16 protein-coding genes are annotated in these 25,178 nt (G+C 70.4%); 11 read left to right on the top strand and 5 right to left on the bottom strand.

Translation table 11 applies throughout. The features are described 5' to 3' along the window. Positions 1-32: 32 nt before the first annotated feature. Complete coding sequence (locus ABH926_RS42995) at positions 33-446, bottom strand: hypothetical protein (RefSeq protein ID WP_370372353.1); 414 nt, start codon at positions 444-446, stop codon at positions 33-35. Between the two features lie 459 nt (positions 447-905). Between ABH926_RS42995 and ABH926_RS42990 the strand changes: the two genes are divergently transcribed. After that, a complete protein-coding gene (locus tag ABH926_RS42990) occupies positions 906-1,349 on the top strand; it encodes an SsgA family sporulation/cell division regulator (RefSeq protein WP_370372351.1) in 444 nt (147 codons plus the stop codon). Between the two features lie 37 nt (positions 1,350-1,386). On the opposite strand, the gene ABH926_RS42985 is transcribed toward ABH926_RS42990, so the two are convergent. Next, positions 1,387-2,631 carry an ROK family protein gene (locus ABH926_RS42985; protein ID WP_370372350.1) on the bottom strand — a complete coding sequence of 415 codons (1,245 nt, stop codon included), beginning with the start codon at positions 2,629-2,631 and terminating at the stop codon, positions 1,387-1,389. A 92-nt stretch (positions 2,632-2,723) separates the two neighbouring features. Here ABH926_RS42985 and xylA point away from each other — a divergent pair, with 92 nt between their 5' ends. Together xylA and xylB are read left to right on the top strand one after the other, a co-directional pair. After that, positions 2,724-3,893 (top strand): xylose isomerase, encoded by a 1,170-nt coding sequence (xylA, locus tag ABH926_RS42980; protein ID WP_370372349.1) that lies wholly within the window; start codon positions 2,724-2,726, stop codon positions 3,891-3,893. Further along, entirely contained in the window at positions 3,890-5,314 is a 1,425-nt protein-coding gene (xylB, locus tag ABH926_RS42975; protein ID WP_370372347.1) for a xylulokinase, read from the top strand. Before xylA ends, xylB begins: the two co-directional genes overlap by 4 nt. Before the next feature lie 62 nt (positions 5,315-5,376). Here the strand turns inward: xylB and ABH926_RS42970 are convergent, their stop codons facing one another. Then, positions 5,377-6,894, bottom strand: a complete 1,518-nt coding sequence (locus ABH926_RS42970) for a cellulose binding domain-containing protein (RefSeq protein WP_370372346.1) — start codon at positions 6,892-6,894, stop codon at positions 5,377-5,379. A gap of 288 nt (positions 6,895-7,182) precedes the next feature. On the opposite strand from ABH926_RS42970, the gene ABH926_RS42965 reads away from it, so the two are divergent. The 6 genes from ABH926_RS42965 to ABH926_RS42940 all read left to right on the top strand — a co-directional run bounded on the left by ABH926_RS42965 (position 7,183) and on the right by ABH926_RS42940 (position 21,102). Beyond that, the gene (locus ABH926_RS42965) at positions 7,183-8,199 is read left to right on the top strand and encodes a LacI family DNA-binding transcriptional regulator (RefSeq protein WP_370372345.1); all 1,017 of its coding nucleotides are present in this window, start codon (positions 7,183-7,185) and stop codon (positions 8,197-8,199) included. A gap of 132 nt (positions 8,200-8,331) precedes the next feature. Then, positions 8,332-11,244 (top strand): glycoside hydrolase family 48 protein, encoded by a 2,913-nt coding sequence (locus tag ABH926_RS42960; RefSeq protein ID WP_370372344.1) that lies wholly within the window; start codon positions 8,332-8,334, stop codon positions 11,242-11,244. Positions 11,245-11,268: 24 nt separating this feature from the next. Further along, a complete protein-coding gene (locus tag ABH926_RS42955) occupies positions 11,269-13,149 on the top strand; it encodes a glycoside hydrolase family 6 protein (protein ID WP_370372342.1) in 1,881 nt (626 codons plus the stop codon). A gap of 108 nt (positions 13,150-13,257) precedes the next feature. Further along, positions 13,258-16,041: a cellulose binding domain-containing protein gene (locus tag ABH926_RS42950; RefSeq protein WP_370372340.1), complete on the top strand. Its 2,784-nt coding sequence runs from the start codon at positions 13,258-13,260 to the stop codon at positions 16,039-16,041. Between the two features lie 199 nt (positions 16,042-16,240). Beyond that, positions 16,241-20,722, top strand: a complete 4,482-nt coding sequence (locus ABH926_RS42945; protein ID WP_370372338.1) for an RHS repeat-associated core domain-containing protein — start codon at positions 16,241-16,243, stop codon at positions 20,720-20,722. Then, a complete protein-coding gene (locus ABH926_RS42940; RefSeq protein ID WP_370372336.1) occupies positions 20,719-21,102 on the top strand; it encodes a hypothetical protein in 384 nt (127 codons plus the stop codon). Before ABH926_RS42945 ends, ABH926_RS42940 begins: the two co-directional genes overlap by 4 nt. 32 nt (positions 21,103-21,134) lie before the next feature. Here ABH926_RS42940 and ABH926_RS42935 read toward each other — a convergent pair whose 3' ends face one another. After that, positions 21,135-21,767 carry a TetR family transcriptional regulator gene (locus tag ABH926_RS42935; RefSeq protein WP_370372334.1) on the bottom strand — a complete coding sequence of 211 codons (633 nt, stop codon included), beginning with the start codon at positions 21,765-21,767 and terminating at the stop codon, positions 21,135-21,137. Positions 21,768-21,867: 100 nt separating this feature from the next. Between ABH926_RS42935 and ABH926_RS42930 the strand changes: the two genes are divergently transcribed. Beyond that, entirely contained in the window at positions 21,868-23,430 is a 1,563-nt protein-coding gene (locus tag ABH926_RS42930; protein WP_370372333.1) for an MFS transporter, read from the top strand. A gap of 99 nt (positions 23,431-23,529) precedes the next feature. Here ABH926_RS42930 and ABH926_RS42925 read toward each other — a convergent pair whose 3' ends face one another. Beyond that, positions 23,530-23,994 carry a hypothetical protein gene (locus tag ABH926_RS42925; RefSeq protein ID WP_370372331.1) on the bottom strand — a complete coding sequence of 155 codons (465 nt, stop codon included), beginning with the start codon at positions 23,992-23,994 and terminating at the stop codon, positions 23,530-23,532. Between the two features lie 387 nt (positions 23,995-24,381). Here ABH926_RS42925 and ABH926_RS42920 point away from each other — a divergent pair, with 387 nt between their 5' ends. Further along, positions 24,382-25,164, top strand: coding sequence for an alpha/beta fold hydrolase (locus ABH926_RS42920; RefSeq protein WP_370372330.1), 783 nt, complete (start codon positions 24,382-24,384; stop codon positions 25,162-25,164). Positions 25,165-25,178 lie beyond the last annotated feature (14 nt).

Here is a 25,178-nt window from a genome sequence, read left to right as displayed (position 1 = left end):
GCGGGACGCCCCGGAGTCGTGCCCCGCTCAGCTCACCGTCGGGCGGCCTGCCTCGGCTCCATCGCCGAGGCCCCGACACCGTCCGCGAGTTGCGCGTTCTGCGCGGCGCTGAGCGTGTCGGACGCGGAGCCGGCGCCGACGACGTTGGTGATCCGGAACTTCACCGGCGGTCCGTCGCCCTTAGTCGGCTTGTCATGCGGCCGGCACATCACGACCGAGCCCACCTCCAGCGGCTCGTCGAGGTTGCCCGGGACGTAGGCCCGCACCTGTTTACCCCCGTTCATCGGGGACAGGACGGCCACGCGCGGCATGAGTTTCTCCGTGCCGTCGGGCTTCGTCTCACGCCGCGTGAAGTCGGCGAACTCGGTCACCTTGTACCGGTGGCGCACGTCGGACTTCGCGACGTGCTCACCGCTGCCTTCGTTCTTCTTGGTCGACTTGGACATCGCCTCAAGACCTCCTTCGGGTCGAGCCGGCCCCCCACCCAGCAACTCATCGGGGCCGAGGGCGTGTCCTGCCGGTCGCCGTCATCCGGGTGACTTCGAGGAAAGGTGCGCGGTGACTGTCACGGGGTGCTGTGGGTCCGGGGTGACGGTCACGTCGATGTTTTGGTCCGAGGGGGTCGAAGGCTGCGGGGTGGCCGGAGTCGCAGTGCTCGATGTCGGAGCCGAGACGGGGGTAGCAGAAGGCTGTGATGCGGCGGGGACCTGGGCTGTCGTCGGTGCCGGCGGCTTCGGTCACGGCCACAACCCACATCGTTGCTGTACGTAACCGATGGTACCGAAGGCCCGTCTTCTTTCCCGTATGGTGCAGATCACAAAGAAATCGGGCGAAAGCCGCGTAAGGTCATGCTCCCTTAACAAGTCCTTGTTGTGATGGCACCACTACAGCAAGGAGTGACAGCGATGCTCGCGACTCACGAACAGCCACTGAAGACCCATGTTGTGACCTCCGACGAGCGCATGGCCGGGGTGCCCGCCGTGCTGCGCTACCGCTCCGACGACCCCTTCGCGGTGCGCCTGGCCTTCCTGGACGTCGACCCCGGCGCGGACGGGGAGGGGGAGGGGGACGGGGAGATCGTCGATGGCATCGAGTGGGTCTTCGCCCGCGACCTGCTGACCGACGGTCTGCACACCCCGACCGGCGAAGGCGACGTACGCGTCTGGCCGTTCGGCCCGGGCGATCTGATGATCGAGCTGCGCAGCGGCGCCTCGACCGCCCTGGTGATCACGCCGCAGGCGGCGGTGCGGCTGTTCCTGTGCCACATCTACGCGATCGTCCCGGCCGGTGCCGAGCCGGGGTACCTGAACCTGGACCGGGAGTTGGCCCGCCTCGTCGGCCACGGGTGAAGCGCTCAGGGCTGAGCCGGCAGAGGGTGATGCGCGGTCAGCGGGCCGCCATCCAGGCCGCCGGATCGGCGTGCACCCGCCGGATGACGGCGGTCGCCGCACCGGTCACCGCCGCCGCGGTCCCGCGCCGCGACACGTGCACCGCCACCGGGGCCCAGCGCGCGGAGACCACATGCTCTGCCAGCGCCTTCTCAACCCCGGGCACCAGCGCGGCGAACTCCGGCCGGGCGTAGACGCCGCCGAGCACGACCGCCGGCAGGTCGAAGAGATTGACCGCGGCGGCAGCCGCACGCCCGAGCGCCGAAGCCGCGGCCTCGGGCCGGTCGCGCCGTAACGCCTCCAGGCCGGCGACCGTCTCCAGGCACCCCCGGGCACCACACCGGCACTGGGCCCCGTCGGGTTCGACCGTGACGTGCCCGATCTCCCCGGCCCATCCCCGCGCGCCCCGGAACAACTCGCGGTCCAGGATGACGCCCGCGCCGACGCCGATCTCGCCGGAGACATAAAGGAAGTCGGTCAATGCCGGCGGCGGGTTGGCGCCATTGCCGGCGCCATCGCGATCGCCCTCACCGGCATCCGGGTCGGACCCCACCCCGTGCGCCTCGGCCAGCGCCGCGAAGTCCGCCTCGTTCCCGACCACCGGCTCGAACGGCGCCTCCGGCAGCGCCCGCCGCAGCTCGGCCCCGATCTCCACGTCCCGCCACACCAGGTTCGGCGCGCTGCGGATCCGGCCGTGCGGCGCCTCGACCAGGCCCGGGACCGCGACCGCCGCGCCGGCGACGGTCAGTCCGGCCTCCGCTTCGGCCTGCCGGGCCAGATCGGCCAGGTCGGCCAGCACCTCGGGCACCGCGCGGCCGCGCTGGTCCCCGGGCGATATGACGGTGGCGCGCACCGTGCCGGTCAGGTCCACCACGCAGGCCGCCAGGTAGTCCACGTTGATCTCCAGCCCGAGCCCGGCCGGGCCGTCGGCGGCCGGGACCAGGCCGGCGGCCGGCCGGCCCGCGCCGGTGGCCGGCGGCGGCGACACCTCGGCGACCAGGCCGGCCTCCAGCAGCGCGTCGGCCAGGGCGGAGGCGGTGGCGCGGGTGACGCCGGTGGCCGCGGCCAGCGCCGCGCGGGACAGCGGGGCCGGGGCGTCCAGGATCAGCCCGTACAGCAGCGCCAGGTTGGCGTTGCGGATGCTGGCCTGGCGGGCGGGATTCGGGACGGCGCGGGCGTTGCGGCTGTCACTTCCGTCGCGGTCCGCGGGGCGGGCGCTGGCGGGGCTGGTGGGCGCGGGCATGTCTTGACAATGCCACAGCCGGTCCATAAGTTCATCCATTAAACAATTACCTCGCTCCCCCGAGCCCTTCCAGCCTTTCCCAGGAGCCCGCGATGACCGTCGCCCCGACGCCCGCAGACAAGTTCACCTTCGGCCTCTGGACGGTCGGGTGGCAGGCCCAAGACCCGTTCGGGGACCCGACCCGGCCCGCGCTGGACCCGGTGGAGACCGTGCACCGGCTCGCCGAGCTCGGCGCCTACGGCGTCACCTTCCACGACGACGACCTGATCCCCTTCGGGTCCGGCGACGACGAGCGCGCCAAGCACATCGCCCGTTTCCGCGAGGCCCTGGACGCCACCGGCCTGAAGGTGCCGATGGCCACCACCAACCTGTTCAAGCACCCGGTGTTCAAGGACGGCGCCTTCACCAGCAACGACCGCGACATCCGGCGCTACGCGCTGCGCAAGGTCATGCGCAACCTGGACCTGGCCGCCGAACTCGGGGCGCACACCTACGTCTTCTGGGGCGGCCGCGAGGGCTCGGAGTCCGACGCCGCCAAGGACGTGAAGGCCGCGCTGGACCGCTACCGCGAGGGCATCGACACCCTGGCCGCCTACGTCACCGACCGCGGCTACGGCATCCGCTTCGCCCTGGAGCCCAAGCCGAACGAGCCGCGCGGCGACATCCTGCTCCCGACCATCGGCCACGCGCTGGGCTTCATCAGCACCCTGGAACACCACGAGATGGTCGGCCTGAACCCCGAGGTCGGCCACGAGCAGATGGCCGGCCTGAACTTCGCCCACGGCATCGCGCAGGCGCTGTGGCAGGGCAAGCTCTTCCACATCGACCTCAACGGCCAGCGCGGCATCAAGTTCGACCAGGACCTGGTCTTCGGCCACGGTGACCTGCTCAACGCCTTCTTCCTGGTGGACCTGCTGGAGACCGGCGGCTACGAGGGCCCCCGGCACTTCGACTACAAGCCGGCGCGCACCGAGGACATCGCCGGCGTCTGGCAGTCGGCGGCCGCGAACATGCGCACCTACCTGCTGCTCAAGGAGCGCGCCGCGGCGTTCCGGGCGGACCCGGAGGTCGTCGAGGCGCGCGCCGCCGCGCGCGTGGACGAGCTGGCCACCCCGACCCTGGCCGACGGCGAGACCTACGCCGACCTGCTGGCCGACCGCAGCGCCTTCGAGGACTTCGACGCCGAGGAGGCCGCCGAGCGCGGCCTGGGCGCCGTCCGCCTCACCCAGCTCGCCGTCGAGCACCTGATGGGCGCGCGGTGAGGCTGGCGGCCGGCGTCGACTCCTCGACGCAGTCGTGCAAGGTCGTCATCCGCGACGTGGACAGCGGGGCCCTGATCCGTCAGGGCTCCGCCCCGCACCCGGCCGGCACCGAGGTGGACCCCGAGGCGTGGTGGCGGGCGCTGGACGCGGCGATCGCCGCGGCCGGCGGACTCGACGACGTCGAGGCGCTCGCGGTCGGCGGCCAGCAGCACGGCATGGTGTGCCTGGACGAGCACGGCGACGTGGTGCGTCCCGCGCTGCTGTGGAACGACACCCGCTCGGCGCAGGCGGCGACCGACCTCGTCGGTGAACTCGGCGCCGAAGCCTGGGCGCGGTCCGTCGGCTCGGTGCCGGTGGCCTCGTTCACCGTCACGAAGCTGCGCTGGCTCGCCGAGCACGAGCCGGAGAACGCCGCACGGGTCGCGGCGGTGTGCCTGCCGCACGACTGGCTCACGTGGCGGCTGCGCGGAGGCACCGACATCAGGGAGCTGACCACCGACCGCAGCGACGCCTCCGGCACCGGCTACTGGTCGCCGGCCACCGGTGAGTACCGCCACGACCTGCTGACCCGGGCGTTCGGGCGGGAAGTCGTCCTGCCCCGGGTGGCCGGAGCACGGGAAGCGGTCGGCCGCACCGGTGACCTCGGTGCGCCGCTATCACCGGCGCAGGCCCTGCGGCCCGGCATCGCCCTTGGTCCCGGCGCGGGCGACAACGCCGCAGCGGCTCTGGGCCTCGGCGCACGCGCCGGAGACGTCGTGGTGTCGATAGGGACCTCGGGCACCGTGTTCGCGGTCTGCGACACCCCGACCGCCGAGGCCACCGGAACCGTCGCGGGGTTCGCTGACGCCACCGGACGATTCCTGCCGCTGGTCTGCACCCTGAACGCCGCCCGCGTCCTGGACGCCGGAGCGGCGATGACCGGCACCGACCTCGACGGCCTGTCCAAGGCGGCGCTGTCCGCACCGCCCGGCGCCGACGGCCTCACCCTGATCCCCTACCTGGAAGGCGAGCGCACCCCCAACCTGCCCGACGCCGCCGGCTCGGTCCACGGCCTGCGCCTGGCCAACGCCACCACGGCGCACCTGGCCCGGGCCGCCGTCGAGGGCATGCTGTGCGGCCTGGCCGACGGCCTGGACGCGCTGACCGGGCTCGGCGTGCCGGTCGAGCGCATCCTGCTGATCGGCGGCGGCGCGCGCTCGGAGGCCGTGCGCACCATCGCCCCGGCGATCCTCGGCCACCCGGTGACCGTGCCGCCGCCGGGGGAGTACGTCGCCGACGGCGCCGCGGCCCAGGCCGCGTGGGTCCTGGCCGGCTCGGAGGAACCGCCTCGGCGGGTCACCCAGGGGACTGAGACCTTCGAGGCCGAGCCGCTTCCGGAGGTTCGCGAGCGCTACCACGAATACCGCGACCGGGTGGCTTGAGGGAGCCCCCTGAGCGGAACGGCGTCCCCGAGCACTGCTCGGGGACGCCGCACCTTCCCCTGTCAGAAAGTGGCCAAGTGCGCCTTGTACCCGGCGCCGTACGTCGTCGGCGTCCCGTCGTAGGCGCTGATCAACGAAGGACCGGACGAGCAGTCCCAGGTGTTCCACGTCCACGCCGAGTAGCCGGTGTGGTGGCTGTCCAGCCACGCCATCAGCGTGTCGATGTAGGAGTGGCCGCAGTCGTTCTCGCCGATCTCCCCGGGGATCACCGGCACCTGCGCGATGACCGGCGCGACCTGGGAGTCCCAGCACGACGAGGACGAGCACGAGTTGAAGTTGTACGAGTGCCAGGACGCCGCGAGGTTGTGCAGCGGGTCCGCCGGCTCGTGCGCCAGCCACTGGCTCAGGTCGTTCGAGTACGCCACGCCCCCGAGCATCAGCACGTTCGAGGCACCCGCGCCGCGCGCCGCGTTCACGAGTGACTGCATCCCGGCGACCTGGTAGCCGATGCCGGTGCAGGTCCCGCCGTTCTGCCAGCAGGACCAGCCGGCCGCGGAGTCGAAGCCCGCGGCGAAGTCCGGGTAGGGCTCGTTGAACAGGTCGAAGACGGTCGACTGGTCGTTCTTGAACGCGCCGGCCACCGAGGACCAGAACGCTGGCGCGTTGGCCGCGTCCGGCATCGGCTTCTGGCACGTCGCGGTGGCCACCGAGCAGGCCGAGGACTGGCCGGTGTAGACGCCGTCGGTCCAATGCAGGTCCAGGATGACGGCCAGGCCGTGTTGGTGCAGCAGGCTGACGAAGCTCTCGATCGCGGACTGGTAGGCCGCGCCGCCGTACTGCGACTGCACGTCCGACTCACCGAGCCAGCAGTCCTCGTTCAGCGGAACCCGGACGATGTTCGCCTTCCACGAGGCGATCGCCGCCACCGAGGCGTCGTCGACCGGTCCGTCGAAGATGCCCTTGCCCTGGACGCACGAGAATTCCGCGCCGGAGCGGTTCACCCCGTGCGGGACGAAGACCTTGCCGGTGCTGTCCACGAGCTGGTTGCCCGAGACGTGCAGCGCCGGGGCGCCGTTCGACGGGGGAGTGGAGCTCGGGGTGGTGCTGGGCGTCGTGCTGGGTGTGGTGCTCGGCGTCGAGGTCGGCGAGCCCACACCGTTGCACGTCGTGCCGTTGACGCTGAACACGGTCGGCGCGGTGTTGGTGCCGCTGTAGGTGAAGTTGGCTCCGATGCCGGTGGTGCCGCCGGCGGCGACTGAACCGTTGTAGGAGGCGTTGGTGACGCTCACCGCCTTCCCGGACTGTGTCCAGGTGCCGTTCCAGCCGTTCTGCAAGGTCTGGTTGCCGCCGTAGGAGTAGCCCAGCGTCCAGCCGGTCCACGGGCTCGTGCCGACGTTGGCGATGGTGATGTTCGTGGTGAAGCCGCTGCCCCAGTCGGTGCTGACCGAATACGTGACCTGACACTGCACGGTGGTCGCGGCGCTCGCGGTGCCGGGCACGAGGACCGCGGCGGTCGCGGAACCCGCCGCGAGGGCCACCCCGGCCACCGCGCTGAGCGCCGCCCTCAGTCTCGTGGACATAAGCCTCCTTCATCGCTTCGACATTGCGCCGGAACGTAGGAAGGGTTTCGGCCGGGGCGCAAGGTCGCGACCCCGAAACCCCAGGACGGGGCCCGCGGCACCATGAAACTTTCATGCCCCCGCCGCCATCGGCCCTTGTCGGACCGGCGGAGGTGCCGATCGGCCCACCCTCCCCTTGACAACTCCGTGCACTGCGACGACTTTCATGAGAGCGCTCTCATGAACCCCTTGTGAGCCCTTCGACACCCGGTGTTCATTCCGTCCCCCCACAAGTCGGAGAACCTTGAGATGACCCGTCCCGCCACTCCGGGTCCGCGCCCCACCCTGGCCGACGTCGCCGCGCTGGCCGGCGTGTCCCCGGCCACCGCCTCGCGCGTGCTGAACGGCACCGCCGGGGTCAGCGGCACCGCCCGTACCGAGGTGCACAACGCCGTCTCGCGGCTGTCCTACGTCCGGCAGCGGGCCCGCGCCTCGCGCCGCGCCAAGGTCAGCTCGATCGCCGCGGTGGTGTGCGAGGACGGCGTGCGGCTGTTCGCGGACACCTTCTTCTCCCGCATCCTGCTCGGCGCCGGCCAGGCGCTGCGCACCGGCGACATCCAGCTGGTGCTGCTGGTGGTGCGCGGGCCGGCCGACCACGGGTCGGTCGAGCGCTACCTGTCCAAGGGCCTGGCCGACGGCGTCCTGCTGATCAGCGCCCACGACCGGGACCCGCTGGTGCCGATGCTGCGCGCCATGCGGGTGCCGACGGTGGCCGCCGGCCGGCCGATGACGCCGGGCGAGCTGCCCTACGTCGACGCCGACAACCGCGGCGGCGCGCGCGAGGCCGTCAGGCATCTGCTGAACTCCGGGCGGCGCAAGGTGGTGTCCATCGCCGGGCCGCCGGACATGGCCGTGGGCGCCGACCGGCGCGCCGGCTACCGGGACGCGATCGCCCAGGCCGACGCCGTCGGCACCATCGTCTACGGCGACTTCACCCCGACCTCCGGCGAGCACGCGATGCGCCGGCTCCTGGAACACCACCCGGACCTGGACGCGGTGTTCGCCGCGTCCGACCTGATGGCCCTGGGCGCGCTGCGCGCCCTGCGGCGGGCCGGCCGCCGGGTCCCGGACGACGTCGCGGTCGTCGGCTTCGACGACGCGCCGCTGGCCCTGCACACCGATCCGCGCCTGACCACCGTCCGGCAGCCCGTGGAGGACATGGGCGAGGCGATGGCCAAGCACCTCACCCGACGGCTCATCGGGGAGGTCGACATGCCCCCGGCGACGGTGTTCCCCACCGAGCTGGTGGTCCGCGACTCCGGCTGAGCATCGCCGAGCACTGACGTCCGTCCCGAGGGCGGGACGGCCATATCGCTATGCCTACGAACAAGAAGGGATCGCTTCAGCGTGGACAGAAACAGGACACGAAGAAAGCCCTGGGGAAGGCGGTGGCGGGCCTTGGCGCTCGCGCTGTCGGCGGCCCTCGGGCTCGGGGTGCTGGCCACGGCACCCCCGCAAGCGGCTGCCGCGGCCGTCCAATGCCAGGTGACCTACACCGACAGCAGCGACTGGGGAACCGGCTTCACCACGAACATCACGATCACCAACGTCGGGACCACCGCGTGGTCGTCGTGGTCCCTGGGCTACAGCTACTCCGGCAACCAGACGCTCTCGAACGGCTGGAACGGCATCTGGTCGCAGTCCGGCAAGGCGGTGACCGTCGCCAACGCCTCCTACAACGGCACGGTGGCGGCGGGCGGCAACACGACAGCCGGCGCCAACTTCAATTACAGCGGCACCAACACCGCTCCCACGACGTTCACCGTCAACGGCACCACGTGCGGCGGCGCGCACACGCCGCCGACCGTCGCGCTCACCAGCCCGGCAACCGGCGCCGCGTACACCGCCCCGGCGACCGTGCCGATGGCGGCGACCGCCTCGGCGGCGAGCGGCTCGACGATCTCCAAGGTCGAGTTCTACGCCGGGACGACGCTGGCGTGCACCGCCACCGCCACGCCCTATGCGTGCAACTGGACCGGGGCCGCGGCGGGCAGTTACTCGATCACCGCCGAGGCCTACGACAGCCAGGGTGCGACCACGACCTCCTCGCCGGTCGGCATCACGGTCACCGCCGCCCCGACGGTCACGGTCACGCCGAGCGCGCTGAACCTGGCCCAGGGCGCGACCGGGACGCTGGCGGTCGCGCTGTCCGCGCCGCCGGCCGCGAACATCACGGTCACCACGGCGCGCACATCCGGGAACACCGGCCTGTCGGTCACCGGCGGCGGCACGCTCACCTTCACGCCGTCGAACTGGTCCACGGCGCAGAACGTGACCATCACCGCCGACGCCTCCGGCACCGGCAACGCCACGTTCACCGCGACCGCCACCGGCTACGCCCCCGGCGCCTCGGTGGTCACCGAGACCGGCGCGCTCGGCGCGTACGAGCAGCGGTTCATGACCCAGTACAACAAGATCATGAACTCGTCCAACGGGTACTTCAACCCGCTGGGCATCCCGTACCACTCGGTCGAGACGCTGATCGTCGAGGCGCCCGACTACGGCCACGAGACCACCTCGGAGACCTGGAGCTACGACATCTGGCTGCAGGCCATGTACGGCAACATCTCCGGGGACTGGACGAAGTTCAACGCCGCGTGGGCGCTGATGGAGCAGTACATGATCCCGACCCACGCGGATCAGCCCACGAACAGCGCCTACAACGCCAACTCCCCGGCCCAGTACGCGCCGGAGGAGCCCGAGCCGGACCAGTATCCGGTGGCGCTCAGCTCCTCCACCCCGGTCGGCCAGGACCCGCTCGCGGCCGAACTGCAGGCCGCGTACGGCACCTCGGACATCTACGGCATGCACTGGCTGGAGGACGTCGACAACAAGTACGGATACGGCGACACCCCCGGCGGCGGCTGCGAGCTGGGCCCGAACACCGGCAAGCCGTCCTACGTCAACTCCTACCAGCGCGGCGCCGACGAGTCGGTCTGGGAGACCATCCCGCAGCCGACCTGCGAGGACCTGAAGTACGGCGGTCCGAACGGCTACCTGGACCTGTTCGACCAGGGCCAGGGCACCGCGCAGTGGAAGTTCACCGACGCCCCGGACGCCGACGCCCGCACCGTGCAGGCCGCCTACTGGGCCGACACCTGGGCCAAGGCGCAGGGCAAGGAGTCGCAGGTCTCGGCGACCGTGGCCAAGGCCGGCAAGATGGGCGACTACCTGCGGTACTCGATGTTCGACAAGTATTTCAAGCAGATCGGCGACTGCACCTCGCCGACCGCCTGCCCCGGCGGCACCGGCAAGAGCAGCGACGACTACCTGCTGGGCTGGTACTACGCCTGGGGCGGCTCGCTGTCCACGTCCGGCTCTTGGGCCTGGCGCATCGGCGACGGCGCCGCGGCGCAGGGCTACCAAAACCCGATGGCCGCCTGGGCGCTGGTGAACGACCCGGCCGAGGCCCCGAAGGGCGCCACCGCGGCGACCGACTGGAGCACCAGCCTGCAGCGGCAGATCCAGTTCTTCCAGTGGCTGCAGTCCTCCGAGGGCGGCATCGCCGGCGGCGCGACGAACAGCTGGAACGGTCAGTACGGCACACCGCCGGCCGGCGACCCGACGTTCTACGGCATGGCCTACGACTGGGAGCCCGTCTACCACGACCCGCCGTCGAACAACTGGTTCGGGATGCAGGCGTGGTCGATGGAGCGGTTCGCCGAGTACTACTACAGCACCGGCGACGCCACGGTCGGCGCGATCCTGGCCAAGTGGGTGGCCTGGGTGGAGCCGCTGGTCACGGTGAACAGCACGACCGGCGCCTGGCAGATCCCGGCCGACCTGACCTGGACCGGCCAGCCGAACACCTGGAACGCCTCCAACCCGCAGCCGAACACCAACCTGCACGTCGCGGTGAAGGACTACGGCCAGGACGTCGGCATCGCCTCCGCGCTGGCCAAGACGCTGTCCTACTACGCCGCCAAGGCCAAGGACAGCACGGCGCAGAACCTGGCGAAGAACCTGCTCGACGTGATGTGGAACAACGACCAGGACTCCCTCGGCATCACCACGCCGGAGACCCGGACCGACTACAGCCGCTTCGACCAGACCTACGACCCGACCACCCACCAAGGGCTCTACATCCCGCCGGGGTGGACCGGCAAGGACCCGTTCGGCAACACCATCTCGGCCACGACGACGACCACCTTCCTGAAGCTGCGGCCCTGGTACACCAGCGACCCGTCCTTCTCGAAGGTGCAGACCTACCTCAACGGCGGCGCGGCGCCGACCTTCACCTACCACCGCTTCTGGGCGCAGTCGGACGCCGCGATGGCCCAGGCGGTCTACGGACAGCTCTTCGGAGCCTGACACACCGACAGAGAGGAGAGGATCATGGAACAAGGTAGAGATCGCTCAGCGCGACGATTGACCAGTGCCTTCGTCGCCGCCGCTGTGACACTCGGAGTCGCGGGCGGGCTGGCCGCACTGACCACGACCAGCTCGAGCGCGGCCACCGCCGCCGGATGCACCGCGGTGTACTCCACCACGTGGGACTCCGGGAGCGGGTTCGGCGCGCAGGTCGTCATCACGGACAACGGACCGGCATGGACGAACTGGACGCTCAGTTACTCCTACGCCGGGAACCAGACGCTTCAGAACGGCTGGAACGGGAACTGGACGCAGTCCGGTAGGACGGTCACCGTCACCAACGCGTCCTACAACGGCGCGGTGGCCTCCGGCGGATCGGTGACGCCCGCGGGCAACTTCACCTACTCCGGGACCAACGCGGCGCCGACCTCGTTCACGGTCAACGGCATCACGTGCAGCGGGACCACGCCGCCGACCACGACGCCGTCGACCACCCCGAGCACCACGCCGACCACGACGCCGTCGACCACCCCTTCGACGACCTCGTCCACCACGCCCTCCACGACGCCCTCCACCACGCCCTCGACGACGCCGAGCACCGGCGGCGGAGGCGGGCACGTGGCGAACCCGTTCGTCGGCGCCTCGCAGTATCTGAGCCCCGACTACACCGGCGAGGTCAACGCCCAGGTGGCCGCCGACCAGTCGTCGAACCCGACGCTGGCCGCCTCCGAGGCGAAGATGGCGAACTACTCGACCGCGGTCTGGATGGACCACATCGGGGCGATCGCCGGCGACAGCGGCAGCGTGCACCACGGTCTGCAGTGGCACCTGGACCAGGCGCTGACCCAGCAGCAGCCCGGGACCCCGGAGACCTTCGAGGTCGTCATCTACGACCTGCCGGGCCGGGACTGCGCGGCGCTGGCCTCCAACGGTGAGATCCCGGCCACGGCCGCCGGCCTGACCGAGTACGAGTCGCAGTACATCGACCCGATCTCGGCGATCCTGGCCAATCCCAAGTACGCGAGCATCCGGATCGTCGCCATCATCGAACCGGACTCGCTGCCGAACGCGGTCACCAACCAGAGCAAGCCCGCGTGCGCGACCGCGACGCCGTTCTACGAGCAGGGCGTCGAGTACGCACTGAACAAGCTGCACGCGATCTCCAACGTCTACAACTACGTGGACATCGCGCACTCGGCGTGGCTGGGCTGGTCCTCCAACATGGGCCCGGCCGCACAGGAGTTCGCCAAGGTGGCCAAGGCGACGACGGCCGGTGTGGCCAGCGTCGACGGCTTCATCTCGGACACCGCGAACTACACCCCGACCACCGAGCCCTTCCTGCCGAACTCGACCCTGCAGGTCGGCGGCAACCCGCTGGACTCGGCGAAGTTCTACCAGTACAACCCGTACTTCGACGAGTACGACTACGACCAGGCGATGTACAGCCAACTGGTCGGCCAGGGCTTCTCGCCGAACGTCGGGATGCTCATCGACACCTCGCGCAACGGCTGGGGCGGCCCGAACCGGCCGACGTCGCTGAACTCCTCGCCGACGACCGTCGACAGCTATGTCGCGGCCAACAAGGTGGATCAGCGGCCGTTCCGCGGGGACTGGTGCAACCAGGCCGGCGCGGGGATCGGGGCGCGGCCGACGGTGTTGCCCTACGGCGCGTCCAACCACATCATCGCCTTCGTGTGGATCAAGCCGCCGGGTGAGTCCGACGGCGACTACCCGAGCGCCGGCCACACTCACGGCGACCCGCACTGCGACCCGAACGGGACGAACACCGACGGCAACGGCGGGACGTACTCGACCGGATCCTTGAGCACCGGCGACGTGCCGGCCGGCCAGTGGTTCGCCGCCGAGTTCCAGCAGGAGGTGGAGAACGCCTACCCGGCGCTGTAAGCGCTGAGTGAGATCGGGCGGGCCCGGTGCCACGCGGCGCCGGGCCCCTTTCGACAGGTGTGTCGAAGCGCTTCGACACAACGATCATTCTCATCCGACAGGGGAATCATGCGAAGAACCTTGAAGAACGGCTTGAGCGCGGTCCTCGGTGCGGTCCTGGCCGTCGCCGGGCTCGGGGCCGTCAGTCTGTCGCTGAGCGGCACCTCCGCCGCAGCGGTATCCTCGGCGCCCGCTGCCTCCGCCTCCGGCTACACCTGGCAGAACGTGCCGATCGTCGGCGGCGGCTTCGTGCCGGACATCGTGTTCAACCCCGGCGCGCAGAACGTCGTCTACGCCCGGACCGACATCGGCGGCATGTACCGCTGGAATCAGAGTTCGAGCAGCTGGACGCCGCTGATGGACGGGGTCGGCTGGAACAACTGGAACGAGCAGGGCGTCGTCTCGGTCGCCGCCGACCCGGTGCAGACGAACCGGGTCTACGCGGCCGTCGGCATGTACACCAACAGCTGGGACCCGAACAACGGAGCGATCCTGCGCTCCAACGACCAGGGAAACACCTGGACCGCGACGGCCCTTCCGTTCAAGCTCGGCGGGAACATGCCGGGGCGCGGGATGGGGGAACGCCTGATGGTCGACCCCAACGACGACGCGGTGCTGTACATGGGGATGCCCAGCGGGCACGGACTGTGGAAGAGCGCTGACTACGGTGCGACCTGGGCTCAGGTGACGGCGTTTCCGAACGTCGGGAACTACGTCCAGGACTCGACCGACACCACCGGCTACCTCTCGGACAACCAGGGCGTCGCGTGGGTCGCCTTCGACAAGGCCTCCGGGACGACCGGCGCCGCGGGGACGCCGACCAAGACCATCTTCGTCGGCGTCGCGGACCTGCAGAACACGGTCTACGAGTCGACCGACGGCGGCGCGACCTGGAGCCGGGTCGCCGGACAGCCGACCGGCTTCCTCGCGCACAAGGGCCTGGTGGACCCGACCGGTGGCTATCTGTACATCACGACCAGCAACAAGGGTGGACCGTACGACGGCAGCTCCGGCGACGTGTGGAAGTACGCGATCGCCTCCGGCACCTGGACCCAGATCAGCCCGGTGAAGTCCAGCGACACCTCGAACGACTACTACGGCTACAGCGGACTGGCCATCGACCAGCAGCACCCGAACACCATCATGGTCACCGGCTACAGCTCGTGGTGGCCGGACACGTACATCTACCGCTCCACCGACGGCGGCGCGACCTGGACGAACGCCTGGTCCTACAACGGTTATCCGAACCGCGTCGACAAGTACACGCTGGACGTGTCCGCCTCGCCGTGGCTCTCGTGGGGCAACAACCCCTCGCCGCCGGAGGAGACGCCGAAGCTGGGGTGGATGAGCGAGGGGCTGGCGATCGACCCGTTCAACAGCGACCGCATGATGTTCGGCACCGGCGCGACGTTGTACGGCACCACGAACCTGACGGCCTGGGACTCCGCCGGCACCGGTACGTCCAAGGTGAAGATCTCGGTGATGGCGCAGGGGATCGAGGAGACGGCGGTCAACGACCTGATCTCGCCGCCGTCCGGGGCGCCGCTGCTGTCCGCGCTCGGTGACGTGGACGGCTTCCGGCACACGGACCTGACCAAGGTCCCGTCCCTGATGTATCAGAGCCCTGACTGGGGCACCTCCACGAGCATCGACTACGCCGAGTCGAACCCGAACGACGTGGTCCGCGTCGGCGACGGCAGCTCGACGGTGAACTCGGCGGCGTTCTCCTCCGACGACGGCGCCGACTGGTACGCCGCGTCGTCGCAGCCGTCGGGCGTCACCGCCGACGGCACCGTCGCGATGGCCGCGGACGGCAGTGCCACGGTTTGGTCGCCGACCGGCGCGGGGGTGAACTACACGACGACGACCGGGAGTTCCTGGACCGCCTCGACGGGGATCCCGGCCGGCGCGCAGGTGCGCAGCGACCGGGTGAATCCGAAGAAGTTCTACGGGTTCTCCTACGCCACCGGCACGTTCTACGTCAGCACCGACGGCGGCAAGACCTTCACCGCTTCGGCCGCGACGAACCTGCCCTCCGGGACGTCGGGAAGCGCCCAGTTCCACGCGGTCCCCGGCACGGAGGGCGACCTGTGGCTGGCCGGAGGCTCGACGTCCGGGGCCTACGGGCTGTGGCACTCCACCGACTCCGGGGCGACCTGGACCAAGCTGGCGAACGTGCAACAGGCCGACAACATCGGCTTCGGGGCGCCGGCTCCCGGGCACATGAACAAGGCGCTGTACACGATCGCCGAGATCGGCGGCGTCCGCGGCATCTTCCGCTCCGACGACTACGGCACCACCTGGACCCGGATCAATGACGACCAGCACCAGTGGGGCAACATCGGTGCGGCGATCACCGGTGACCCCCGGGTCTACGGTCGCGTCTACGTCGGGACGAACGGTCGCGGGATCGTGTACGGGGCTCTGACGGGGTCGGGGACGACTTCTTCTTCGTCTCCCTCGACCACGCCATCCACGGCGCCATCGACCACTCCCTCAACCACGCCCAGCACGTCATCCTCGTCCAGCGCTCCGGCCGGCGCCTGCCACGTGACCTACACCAAGGCGAGCGAGTGGGGCGGCGGCTACACCGCGAACATCACGGTCGCCGACACCGGCGCGACCCCGTGGACCGCCTGGACGGTCACCTGGACCTACCCCGGCGACCAGAAGATCACCAACGCCTGGAACGCCACGGCGACCCAGACCGGAACCTCGGTCAGCGCCACGAACATGGCCTACAACGGTTCCGTGGCCGCCGGATCGTCGGCGTCGTTCGGCGTACAGGGCACCTGGACGGCGAGCGACACCAGTCCGACAGCCTTTTCCGTGAATGGTACGACTTGCACCTGACCGGCACGGGAAAGGTATGGCCCCTCCGGAACTGCGGAGGGGCCATACGTGCTCGAATACCCGCGACCCTTTCTTCACGACCCTGAGTAATCGATCAATGCTTCGGGGTTACCAAGTCACTGAACCTCTCTTACACTCAGGGTCCTGAGCAGCAGCGTAGGTGGGTTTGCAACGGGTGCCCAGGCGGGGAGGCTTTGCTATGGCGCGTCCGACCGGCTGGGACATCCTGGGTCTGGACGGGGACCCGACTCCGGGCGTGGTGGAGTCGGTCCAGGCGCTGGCGAAGGAATTCGGGGATTTCGCTCATGATGTCGAGTCGGCATACCGGAGTTTGAACAGCTTCGGTTCCGACACGGCCGCGATGCAGTGGATAGGCCAGACCGCTGAGGCCTTCAAGGGCAAATATGGCCCGCTGCCCGGCCGTCTGCAGAAGCTGTACACGTCCTACAGCGAGGCCTCCGACGCGCTGTCGGCTTATGCGCCGTTGCTCCAGGCCGCGCAGACCAAAGCCGACACGGCTTTGCGCCAAGCGCAGGATGCGAATTCCGATCTGCAGCGTGCCACGACCAACGCCACAAACGCCGCTTCCGATTTGAAGACGGTGCAGAAGAACCAGGCCGCATCCCCCGACCCGAAAGCCGTCACCGACGCGCAGACCGCGCACGACACGGCGCAGACGAATCTGAACAACGCCAAAGCCAAGATGGCGGCGCTGGCCAAGCAGGCCGACGACGCCTACAACGACCGCATCGCCGCCGCCAAAGCCTGTGCCAGCGCCCTGCACCACGCGCAATCCGACGGCATCCACAACAAGTCGTGGTGGGATCACGTCGGCGAGGACCTGTCCACGTGGGGCGGGGAGATCGGGAAGATCGCCGGCGAGCTGGCCCCGGTCCTGGACATCCTCGCGCTGGCGACGTCCTGGATCCCCGGTGTGGACGTGGTCACCGCCGCGCTGGCCGAGGCCGACAACCTCATCGCGCTGGCCGGCACCGCCATGGCCACGCTCGGCGACGCCATGCAGGGCCACTGGGGCGACGCGCTGCTCGGCGCCGGAATGCTGGCCCTGACCTTCGTCGGCGGCCGCTTCCTCGGCTCGGCCGCCGAGGACGCCGAGGGCGAAGCCGGCGCCCTCGAAGGCGGGGCCGACGCCCTCGGTCCCGAGATGGACGGCACCGACGCGTTCGAGGACGACGCGGAGAACTCCGTCGGCGAGGACGCCCGCACCGCGGAGGGCAAGGAGCCCGCGAGCTGCGAGCGCGATCCGGTGGACGTGGTGTCCGGCTGGATGCTCACCGGGGCCACCGACGTCGCGTTGCCGGGTGTGCTGCCGCTGGTGCTGCGTCGTGCCTATGCCTCCGGCTACACCACCGGCCGGCTGTTCGGTCCCGGCTGGTCCTCCACCCTGGACCAGCGGCTGTCGGTCAACGACTCGGGCATCCACTTCGCCGGCGACGACGCCCAGCGCCTGGACTATCCGATCCCGGCCGACGGCGAACAGGCCCTGCCCGCGCGCGGCGCCCGCTGGCCCCTGGCATGGGACCGGGACACCGACGAGATCCGGATCACCGACCCGTCGACAGGCCACACCCGCCACTTCGACACCGTGCACTACACCGCCGAAGTCGGCCAGATCCGCGACCTGACCGCGATCACCGACCGCAACGGCAACCGCATCAGGATCCTGCGTGACGAACACGGCACCCCCACCACCGTGGAACACCCTGGCTACCGCGTCGACATCGACACCATCGCCACGCCGGCCGGCCCCCGTATCAGTGCCCTGCGCGGCGCCGCCGCCAAAGAATTCCACTACGACCACCGCGGCCGCCTGACCGAAGTCGTCAACTCCTCCGGCCTGCCCTTCACCTACGCGTGGGACGACACCGACCGGATCACCGCCTGGCAGGACCGCTCCGGCTTCCGCTACGAGTACGTCTACGACCGTCTCGGCCGGGTCGTGCGCGGCGAGGGGGAGTTGCTGGCCGGATCCTTCGCCTACGACCCGGCGAACCGTACGACGGCGGTGACGGACTCCCTCGGCGACGTCCGCACGTACTGCTATGACGAGAACGGCCACATCACTTCCGAAACCGATCCCCTCGGCAACACCACGACCGTCGCCTACGACGCCTACGGCAGGATCCTGTCCCGCACCGATGCCCTCGGCGGCACGACGACGTTCGAGCGTGACGCGGCCGGGGACGCGCGGCGCATCACGATGCCCGACGGAGCCGTCACCGTCCTGGAGTACGACGGCTTCCACCGCGTCGTCCACGCGGTCGGCATGGACGGTGCCGACTGGCGCCGCGGCTATGACGACGCGGGGAACCTGGTCTCGGCGACCGACCCGTCTGGTGCCACGACGACCATCGAATACGACGCGCGCGGCGCCCTGGCGGCTGTGGTGGATCCGTTGGGCGCCGCCACGCGCTACACCACCGATGACGCGGGGCTGCCGATCCAGGTGACGGATCCGGTCGGCTGCGTGGTCACCGCGACGCGGGATGCTTCGGGCCGGGTGACGCGGATGGCCGACGGCTCGGGCGCGGTCACCGTGCTGGACTGGAGCACCGAGGGCCGACTGCTCTCCCGGACTGGTCCCGACGGCGCGACCACCCGCTGGGAGCACGACGCCGACGGGCGGCTGCTGAAGGTCACGAACCCGATCGGCGCCACCACCGTCTTCGAACCGGGGCCGCTGGACACGCTCGTGGCGCGGACCGGGCCGGACGGCGTCCGGCACACCTTCGCCTACGACAGCGAGCAGCGGCTGCTGCGGGTCATCAATCCCGCCGGGGCCGGCTGGGACTACGCCTACGATCCGGCGGGCCGGCTGACCGGCGAGACCGATTTCACCGGCCGCCGGCTCGGCTACGAGTACGACGCCGCGGGCCGCCTCACCGCGCGCACCACCGGGACCGGGCAGCGGATCGGCTTCCGGCGTGACGCCTCGGGCCGGGTCCTGACCCGCACCTCGGCGGAGGGCGAGTACGAGTACTGCTACGACGAGGCGGGACGCCTGGCGTCGGCGACCGGGATGGGCACCAGCCTGGCCTTCGAGCGGGACGTCCTGGGCCGGGTCGTGGCCGAGACGGTCGACGGCCGCTCCTCGTCCTACCGCTACGACCCGGCCGGCCGCCGCGTCGGCCGGACCACAGCCTCCGGTGCCGAGTCGGTGTGGCGCTTCGATGCCGCGGGGCGTCCGGCCGAACTGACCGCCGGCGCCCACCACCTGGCCTTCGCCTTCGATGCCGCGGGCCGAGAGGATCGACGGCTTCTCGGCCCCGAGACGTGGCTGACGCGCGGCTACGACCAGGCCGGGCGCTTGACCGCGCAACGGCTCGGCACCGGGGACTCCTCCGTGTTCGACCGCTCTTGGGCTTGGCGGCCCGACGGGGTTCCGGAGGAGATCCAGGACAGTCTGCGCGGGACGCGGCGCATCGCGTCCGACCTCGCAGGCCGTCCGACCGGCGTCACCGGCCGGGACTGGAACGAGACGTACGCCTATGACGCGTTCGGGAACCTGAGCACCGCTGATGCCGACCCAGAGCACGCCGAGCGGGCCGAGCGGGCCCAGCAGGCCCCCGCCACCAGAACCCTGATCCGGCGCGCCGGCCGGACCCACCACGAATACGACAGCGCCGGCCGGGTCGTCCGCACCACCCGCCGCACACTCGACGGCCGCCGCAGAACGTGGCGCTACACCTGGGACAGCGAGGACCGCCTGGTCCAGGCCGACACGCCGGACGACGGTACCTGGCGCTACGCCTACGATCCGGCCGGCCGCCGCATCGGCAAGCATCGCGTGGCCGACGGCGAGGACGCCGGCGAGCACACCGTGTTCGTCTGGGACGGCCCCCGCCTGGCCGAGGAGCACACGTCCCGGCCCGACGGCAGCGTCGTCATCCTGACCTGGGACTACGACCCCGGCACCTACCGGCCCGCGGCCCAGCGCCGCCGGACGACAGCCGTGGCGGCGGCCGATCAGGAGGACGTCGACGAGGCCTTCCACGCCATCGTCACCGACCTCGTCGGAACCCCCACCGAGCTGGTCACCCCCGACGGCCGCGTCGCCTGGCACACCACCACGACCGTCTGGGGCCGGACCACCGCGACCGCCACCGAAGACGACCTCGACTGCCCGCTGCGCTTCCCCGGCCAGTACCACGACCCGGAGACGGGCCTGCACTACAACCTGCATCGCTACTACAGCCCGGAGACCGGCGCCTACCTCACGCCCGACCCGCTCGGCCTGGCTCCCGCGCCGAACGACCACGCGTACGTCCCCAACCCGCTGACCTGGACGGACCCGCTCGGGCTGCAATGCGGCGAAGGCGACGGCAGCGCACCAGACCTCTACCACGGCACCGATCTGGACAGTGCCCAGAGCATTGTGGACAACGGACTGGATCAGCAGGCTGCGCGGCTTAAGGGCGGTGGCGATGTGTTCTGGACCACGACGAACAAATCGGATGCCGAGATATTCGCCACGGTGAATCCATCTCTTTCGGAAAGCACCGGCGTCGTCGGCATCCGCCTGCAAGGAGGAATCGAAGCCGGGATCCGCAGCGGCATCCTGCAGGAGGTCCCCGAGCTGCCCGGGGCATACACGGTCTCAGATTGGGAAGGTCTCAACAGCATGGCGACCTTCGAGCTGGTCTCCTCTTCGGAGGGATGATGGAAGAGAAACCCAGGCCGCTCTTTCCGCAGCGCCGGGACGACGGCACGTTCTCAGTGGCGATCCGCTACCGGGTACCGGCCGGCGATCCTGCCATCGCCGACGCCATTCGCAGTGCACTGGGACTGTGGCTCCGCAAGAAGCTCGACGTCCATCATGTGGACATGGATGCCGAATTCGCGGACCTCCCCCACACGGAGGTCGAAGAATCCGGAGATGTGCTTGTCGTCTTCGACGGACTGCCGAATTCCTTTCTGTGGAAGGGGCTGATGGTCGAGGTTGCCCGCGAGATGGAGCCGATCGACGGCGCCACGTACGCGGGCTTCTGGGACCTGGTCGCGGGACGTCCGCATCCTGCGTCGGTGCGGCGCGACTCCTAGCTACGCCCCCAAGCCACCGCCCCGGCCCCCGCCTACGCCCCACCCGCCCCCGGCGCACCGCTCAGCGGCCCGGTCAGATACCGCTGAAAAGTCTCCGCCAGATCGGCGGCCAGATCCGCCGCCGGCCGCGACGCCAGCGGCTCGACCTTCAAGATGTACCGTCCCATCGCCAGGCCCAGCAGCTGCGTGATCACCAGCATCGCGCGGTACTCCGGGTCGTCGCCGCCGGCCGCGCGGGCCAGCGGGATCACCATCGGTTCCGCCATGCGCTCCCGTACCACCGCGGCGATCTCGGGCTCGGCCGTCGCCGCGCGGACCATCGCCACGATCCACTTCTGGCTCTCCGGGGCCTCCAGGGTCCGCATGACGAAGCGTGCCAGGCGCTCACCGACGTGTTCGGGACCGTCCGCGAGGGCGAAGTCGATCGCGGCCTGCGGCTCCACCGGGGGTTGCACGACCGCCGCGAACAGGCCGGCCTTCGTCTTGAAGTAGTGCGTCACCAGCATCGGGTCGACGCCCGCGGCCAGCGCCACCTGGCGGACCGAGGTGCGGTCGAAGCCATGGTCGGCGAACAGCCGGCGGGCCGCCTCCTGGATCGCCTCCTTCGCCTGGCCGCCGTCGGTGCGGCGGCCGCGCTTCGTGCTCGGTGCACCTGTCTCCACCACGGGTCCTCCCAAAATTCTTGACGTGCAGAATTCTATGGGTGCAGAATTCTGTACGTACAGAATACCTGTCCGGGCTCCACTCCACTCCTGCGAGGACCCCATGACTTCCGAGCTCACCAAAGGACGCCGCACCCTCGTGCTGGCCGTCGTCGCGCTGGCGCTGATGATGGTCGTCTCGGCGGTCAGCGGACTGAACGTCGCGCTGCCCGACCTGTCCGCGGCCACCGGTGCCTCGCAGACCCAGGTCATCTGGATCGTCGACGCCTACACCCTGGTCTTCGTCGGCTTCCTGCTTCCGGCCGGGGCGGTCGGCGACCGCTACGGCCGCAAGGGCACGCTGGTCGCCGGGCTGACCGTCTTCGGCGCCGCCGCGGCGGCCGCGTTGTTCGTGTCCTCGCCGGGGACGCTGATCGCGCTGCGTGGGGTGATGGGCCTGGGCGCGGCCGCCGTCATGCCGACCACGTTGTCGATCATCACGACCTCCTTCCCGCCGGCCGAGCGCGGCCGGGCGGTCGGGGTGTGGGTCGGCGTGGCCGGCGGCGGCGCGGTGCTGGGGCTGCTGGCCTCCGGCACGCTGCTGGAGTTCTTCGCCTGGAACTCGTTCTTCGCCCTCAACGTGGTGCTGGCCGTCGTCGCCCTGATCGGCACGCTGCTGGTCATCCCGACCTCGCGCGACGCCGACGCCCCGCGGTTGGACCCGCTCGGCGGACTTCTCTCGCTGCTGGCGGCCGTGGGCATCGTGTTCGGCATCGTCGAGGGCCCGGACCGCGGCTGGGGCGACACGCTGACCGTCGCCGGGTTCGTCGTCGGGGCGCTGGCGCTGGCCGCCTTCGTCGGCTGGGAGCTGCGCCGCGCGGAGCCGCTGCTGGACGTGCGCCTGTTCCGCCTCAAGGGATTCGGCGCCGGCTCCGGCGTGATCACCATCCAGTTCTTCGGCAGCTTCGGCCTGTTCTTCATCATCCTGCAGTACCTGCAGTACGTCGCGAACCTCTCCCCGTTCCGCGCCGCGATCGCCCTGCTCCCGCTGCCGATGTTCCTGGTCCCCACCGCCCGCAACGCGCCGAAGGCCGCCGCCCGCCTCGGTGCGAACCGGGTGCTGCCGCTGGGGCTGGTCCTCAGCGCTTCGGGCCTGGCCGTGATGACCACCCTGGGCACGCACCTCGTCTACTGGCACCTGGCCGTCGGGCTGGCGCTGTTCGGCGCGGGCATGGGCCTGGCCGGCACGCCCGCGACCACCGCGATCGTCTCCTCGCTCCCGGCCGCCAAGCAGGGAGTGGGCTCGGCGATGAACGACCTGTCCCGCGAACTCGGCAGCGCGCTGGGCATCGCGGTCCTCGGCAGCACCCTGAGCGCCACCTACCGTTCGCACGTCGCCGCCGCGACCACCGGGCTGCCGCCGCGGGCCGCGACCGGGGCGCAGTCCTCGATCGCCTTCGTGAAGAACGCCTCCGGCCGGCTCGCGCAGTACGGCCCCAAGGGCCGGCACCTGCTGGACTCCGCGCAGAGCTCGTTCGTCGACGCCGCCCACGCGGCCTTCCTCACCGCGATCGTCGTCCTGCTCGCCGGCGCCGTGTTCGCCGCGATCCGCGCTCCGCACAAGGGCGAGGGTGCGGTCGCCGCGGCCGAGACCAGCGGGGCCGGGACGCCCGCCGAGGTTGCGTGAAGCGCGGGCGCTCAGGCGCGCGGGACGTGGAGCTCCACGTCCCGCGCGGTGTTGTGGCGCGTGATCAGAACGGCGCCGTGATCAGGACTTGAGCTGTGATCAGAACTTGAACGGACCCGGGCTCTGCGCCGAGGTGGCCGAGCAGTTCGCGGTGATGCCGAAGACCACGACCTTCAGCGACTTCGCCGACAGGCTGTCGCCGGCGGCGACGGTGCCGGTCAGCGGGCCGGTCGAGATCGGCTTGCCGGCGGTGATGGCCGGGTTGGAGCTGCCGGTGAACGTCCTGGTCCCGGACGTGTTGCTCATGGTGAGGGTGGAGGAGACCGAGTTCGCGCCGATGTTGATCGGGCTGGTGATCGCCGAGGTGGACAGGTTGAAGGTGGCGGTCGTGCCGCTCTGGGAGGCGGTGATGGTCGCCGTGCCGGAGCCGAACGCCCCGCAGTTGAACGACAGGGTGGCGCTGCCGGGGGTGACGGCGCTGGCTGCCGGGGCGAGGACGAGCGCTCCGGTGACGGCCATGCCGGCGACGAGGGCGGTGCCGAGGCTGATTTTGCCGATGTGCATGGTGAATCCTTTCCGGGAAGCGGGGGATCGGTAAGCCGTTTCGCTGGCCGCCGCGCGGTGGACGCGCTGCGCGTCGGGGAGCCGCCGACGCGACTGCGGGCCGGCTCGGAGTCCCGCGTCTGGCGTGCGAAATCTGACGGTCAGTCAGCGATCGGACCGTTGTCCATTGATGCACCCGGCGCTTGAGATAACAAGGGACGAACCCATGATTCTTGTCCCTAGTCAGTCAAAAAACGGTCAAGTCGTCGATAATGATCCCGAAGCCGACCGCTCGGCGGACCTCCTGTGACAGGAGGGTTCAGCGCGTTACCGGACTTGACCCTGCGGCGGCGGGACCGCCCATCGTCGTCGATGACGGACGAAGCCGCCGACGAAGGAGTGAGTCATATGCCGAACCTGCGCACAACGGACGGGACGCAGCTGTTCTACCGGGACTGGGGGACCGGCCGGCCGGTCGTCTTCGTCCACAGCATGCTGATGAACAGCGACATGTGGCAGTACCAGATGCACCACCTCGCCGAGCATGGCTACCGCGCGATCGCCTACGACCGCCGAGGCCACGGGCGCTCCGACGACCCGGGCACCGGCTACGACTTCGACACCCTCGCCGACGACCTGGCCGCCGTGCTCGACACCCTCGGCCTGGCCGACGTCGCCCTCGTCGGGCACTCGATGGGCGGCGGCGAGGTCGTGCGCTACCTGAGCCGGCACGGCGAGGAGCGGATATCGCGCATCGCGCTGGTGGGGTCAACGGTGCCGTACCTCGGCGTCGAACCCGCCGAGGGCGCCGCGCTGCTGGAACGGTTCCGCGCCGGGTACGGGCAGTGGGTCGAGGAGAACGCGGCCTTCTCCTTCGGAAGCGAGCCGATACCGCAGATCGAGAAGGACCGGACGATCCAGGACTGGATGGGGGTGTCCCTCAAGGCGGCCGTGGACTGCACCGCGGTCAACCTGGCAGCCGATTTCCGGGCCGAAGCCGCCGCGATCCGCCTCCCGGCGCTGGTGCTGCACGGCGACAGCGACGCGTTCGCGCCTCTGGAGACCTGTGGGCGCCGGACCGCGGAGCTGATCCCTGACAGCAAGCTCGTGGTCTACCGGAACGGTTCGCACATGCTGCACCTGTCGCATCGCCGGCAGCTGAACGCCGACCTTCTCGACTTCGTGTCCTGAGTCGTCCTTCGTGT

This window comes from Catenulispora sp. GP43, assembly GCF_041260665.1.
Taxonomy (GTDB): Bacteria; Actinomycetota; Actinomycetes; order Streptomycetales; family Catenulisporaceae; genus Catenulispora.
Note: the sequence above shows the minus strand (reverse complement) of the source record. Positions and strands in the feature narration are given on the sequence as shown.

Coding starts and splice junctions, on each gene's coding strand:
- ABH926_RS42995 (WP_370372353.1), bottom strand. CDS start 446: ATGTCCAAGTCGACCAAGAAGAACGAAGGCAGCGGTGAGCACGTCGCG.
- ABH926_RS42990 (WP_370372351.1), top strand. CDS start 906: ATGCTCGCGACTCACGAACAGCCACTGAAGACCCATGTTGTGACCTCC.
- ABH926_RS42985 (WP_370372350.1), bottom strand. CDS start 2,631: ATGCCCGCGCCCACCAGCCCCGCCAGCGCCCGCCCCGCGGACCGCGAC.
- xylA (WP_370372349.1), top strand. CDS start 2,724: ATGACCGTCGCCCCGACGCCCGCAGACAAGTTCACCTTCGGCCTCTGG.
- ABH926_RS42970 (WP_370372346.1), bottom strand. CDS start 6,894: ATGTCCACGAGACTGAGGGCGGCGCTCAGCGCGGTGGCCGGGGTGGCC.
- ABH926_RS42965 (WP_370372345.1), top strand. CDS start 7,183: ATGACCCGTCCCGCCACTCCGGGTCCGCGCCCCACCCTGGCCGACGTC.
- ABH926_RS42955 (WP_370372342.1), top strand. CDS start 11,269: ATGGAACAAGGTAGAGATCGCTCAGCGCGACGATTGACCAGTGCCTTC.
- ABH926_RS42950 (WP_370372340.1), top strand. CDS start 13,258: ATGCGAAGAACCTTGAAGAACGGCTTGAGCGCGGTCCTCGGTGCGGTC.
- ABH926_RS42945 (WP_370372338.1), top strand. CDS start 16,241: ATGGCGCGTCCGACCGGCTGGGACATCCTGGGTCTGGACGGGGACCCG.
- ABH926_RS42940 (WP_370372336.1), top strand. CDS start 20,719: ATGATGGAAGAGAAACCCAGGCCGCTCTTTCCGCAGCGCCGGGACGAC.
- ABH926_RS42930 (WP_370372333.1), top strand. CDS start 21,868: ATGACTTCCGAGCTCACCAAAGGACGCCGCACCCTCGTGCTGGCCGTC.
- ABH926_RS42925 (WP_370372331.1), bottom strand. CDS start 23,994: ATGCACATCGGCAAAATCAGCCTCGGCACCGCCCTCGTCGCCGGCATG.
- ABH926_RS42920 (WP_370372330.1), top strand. CDS start 24,382: ATGCCGAACCTGCGCACAACGGACGGGACGCAGCTGTTCTACCGGGAC.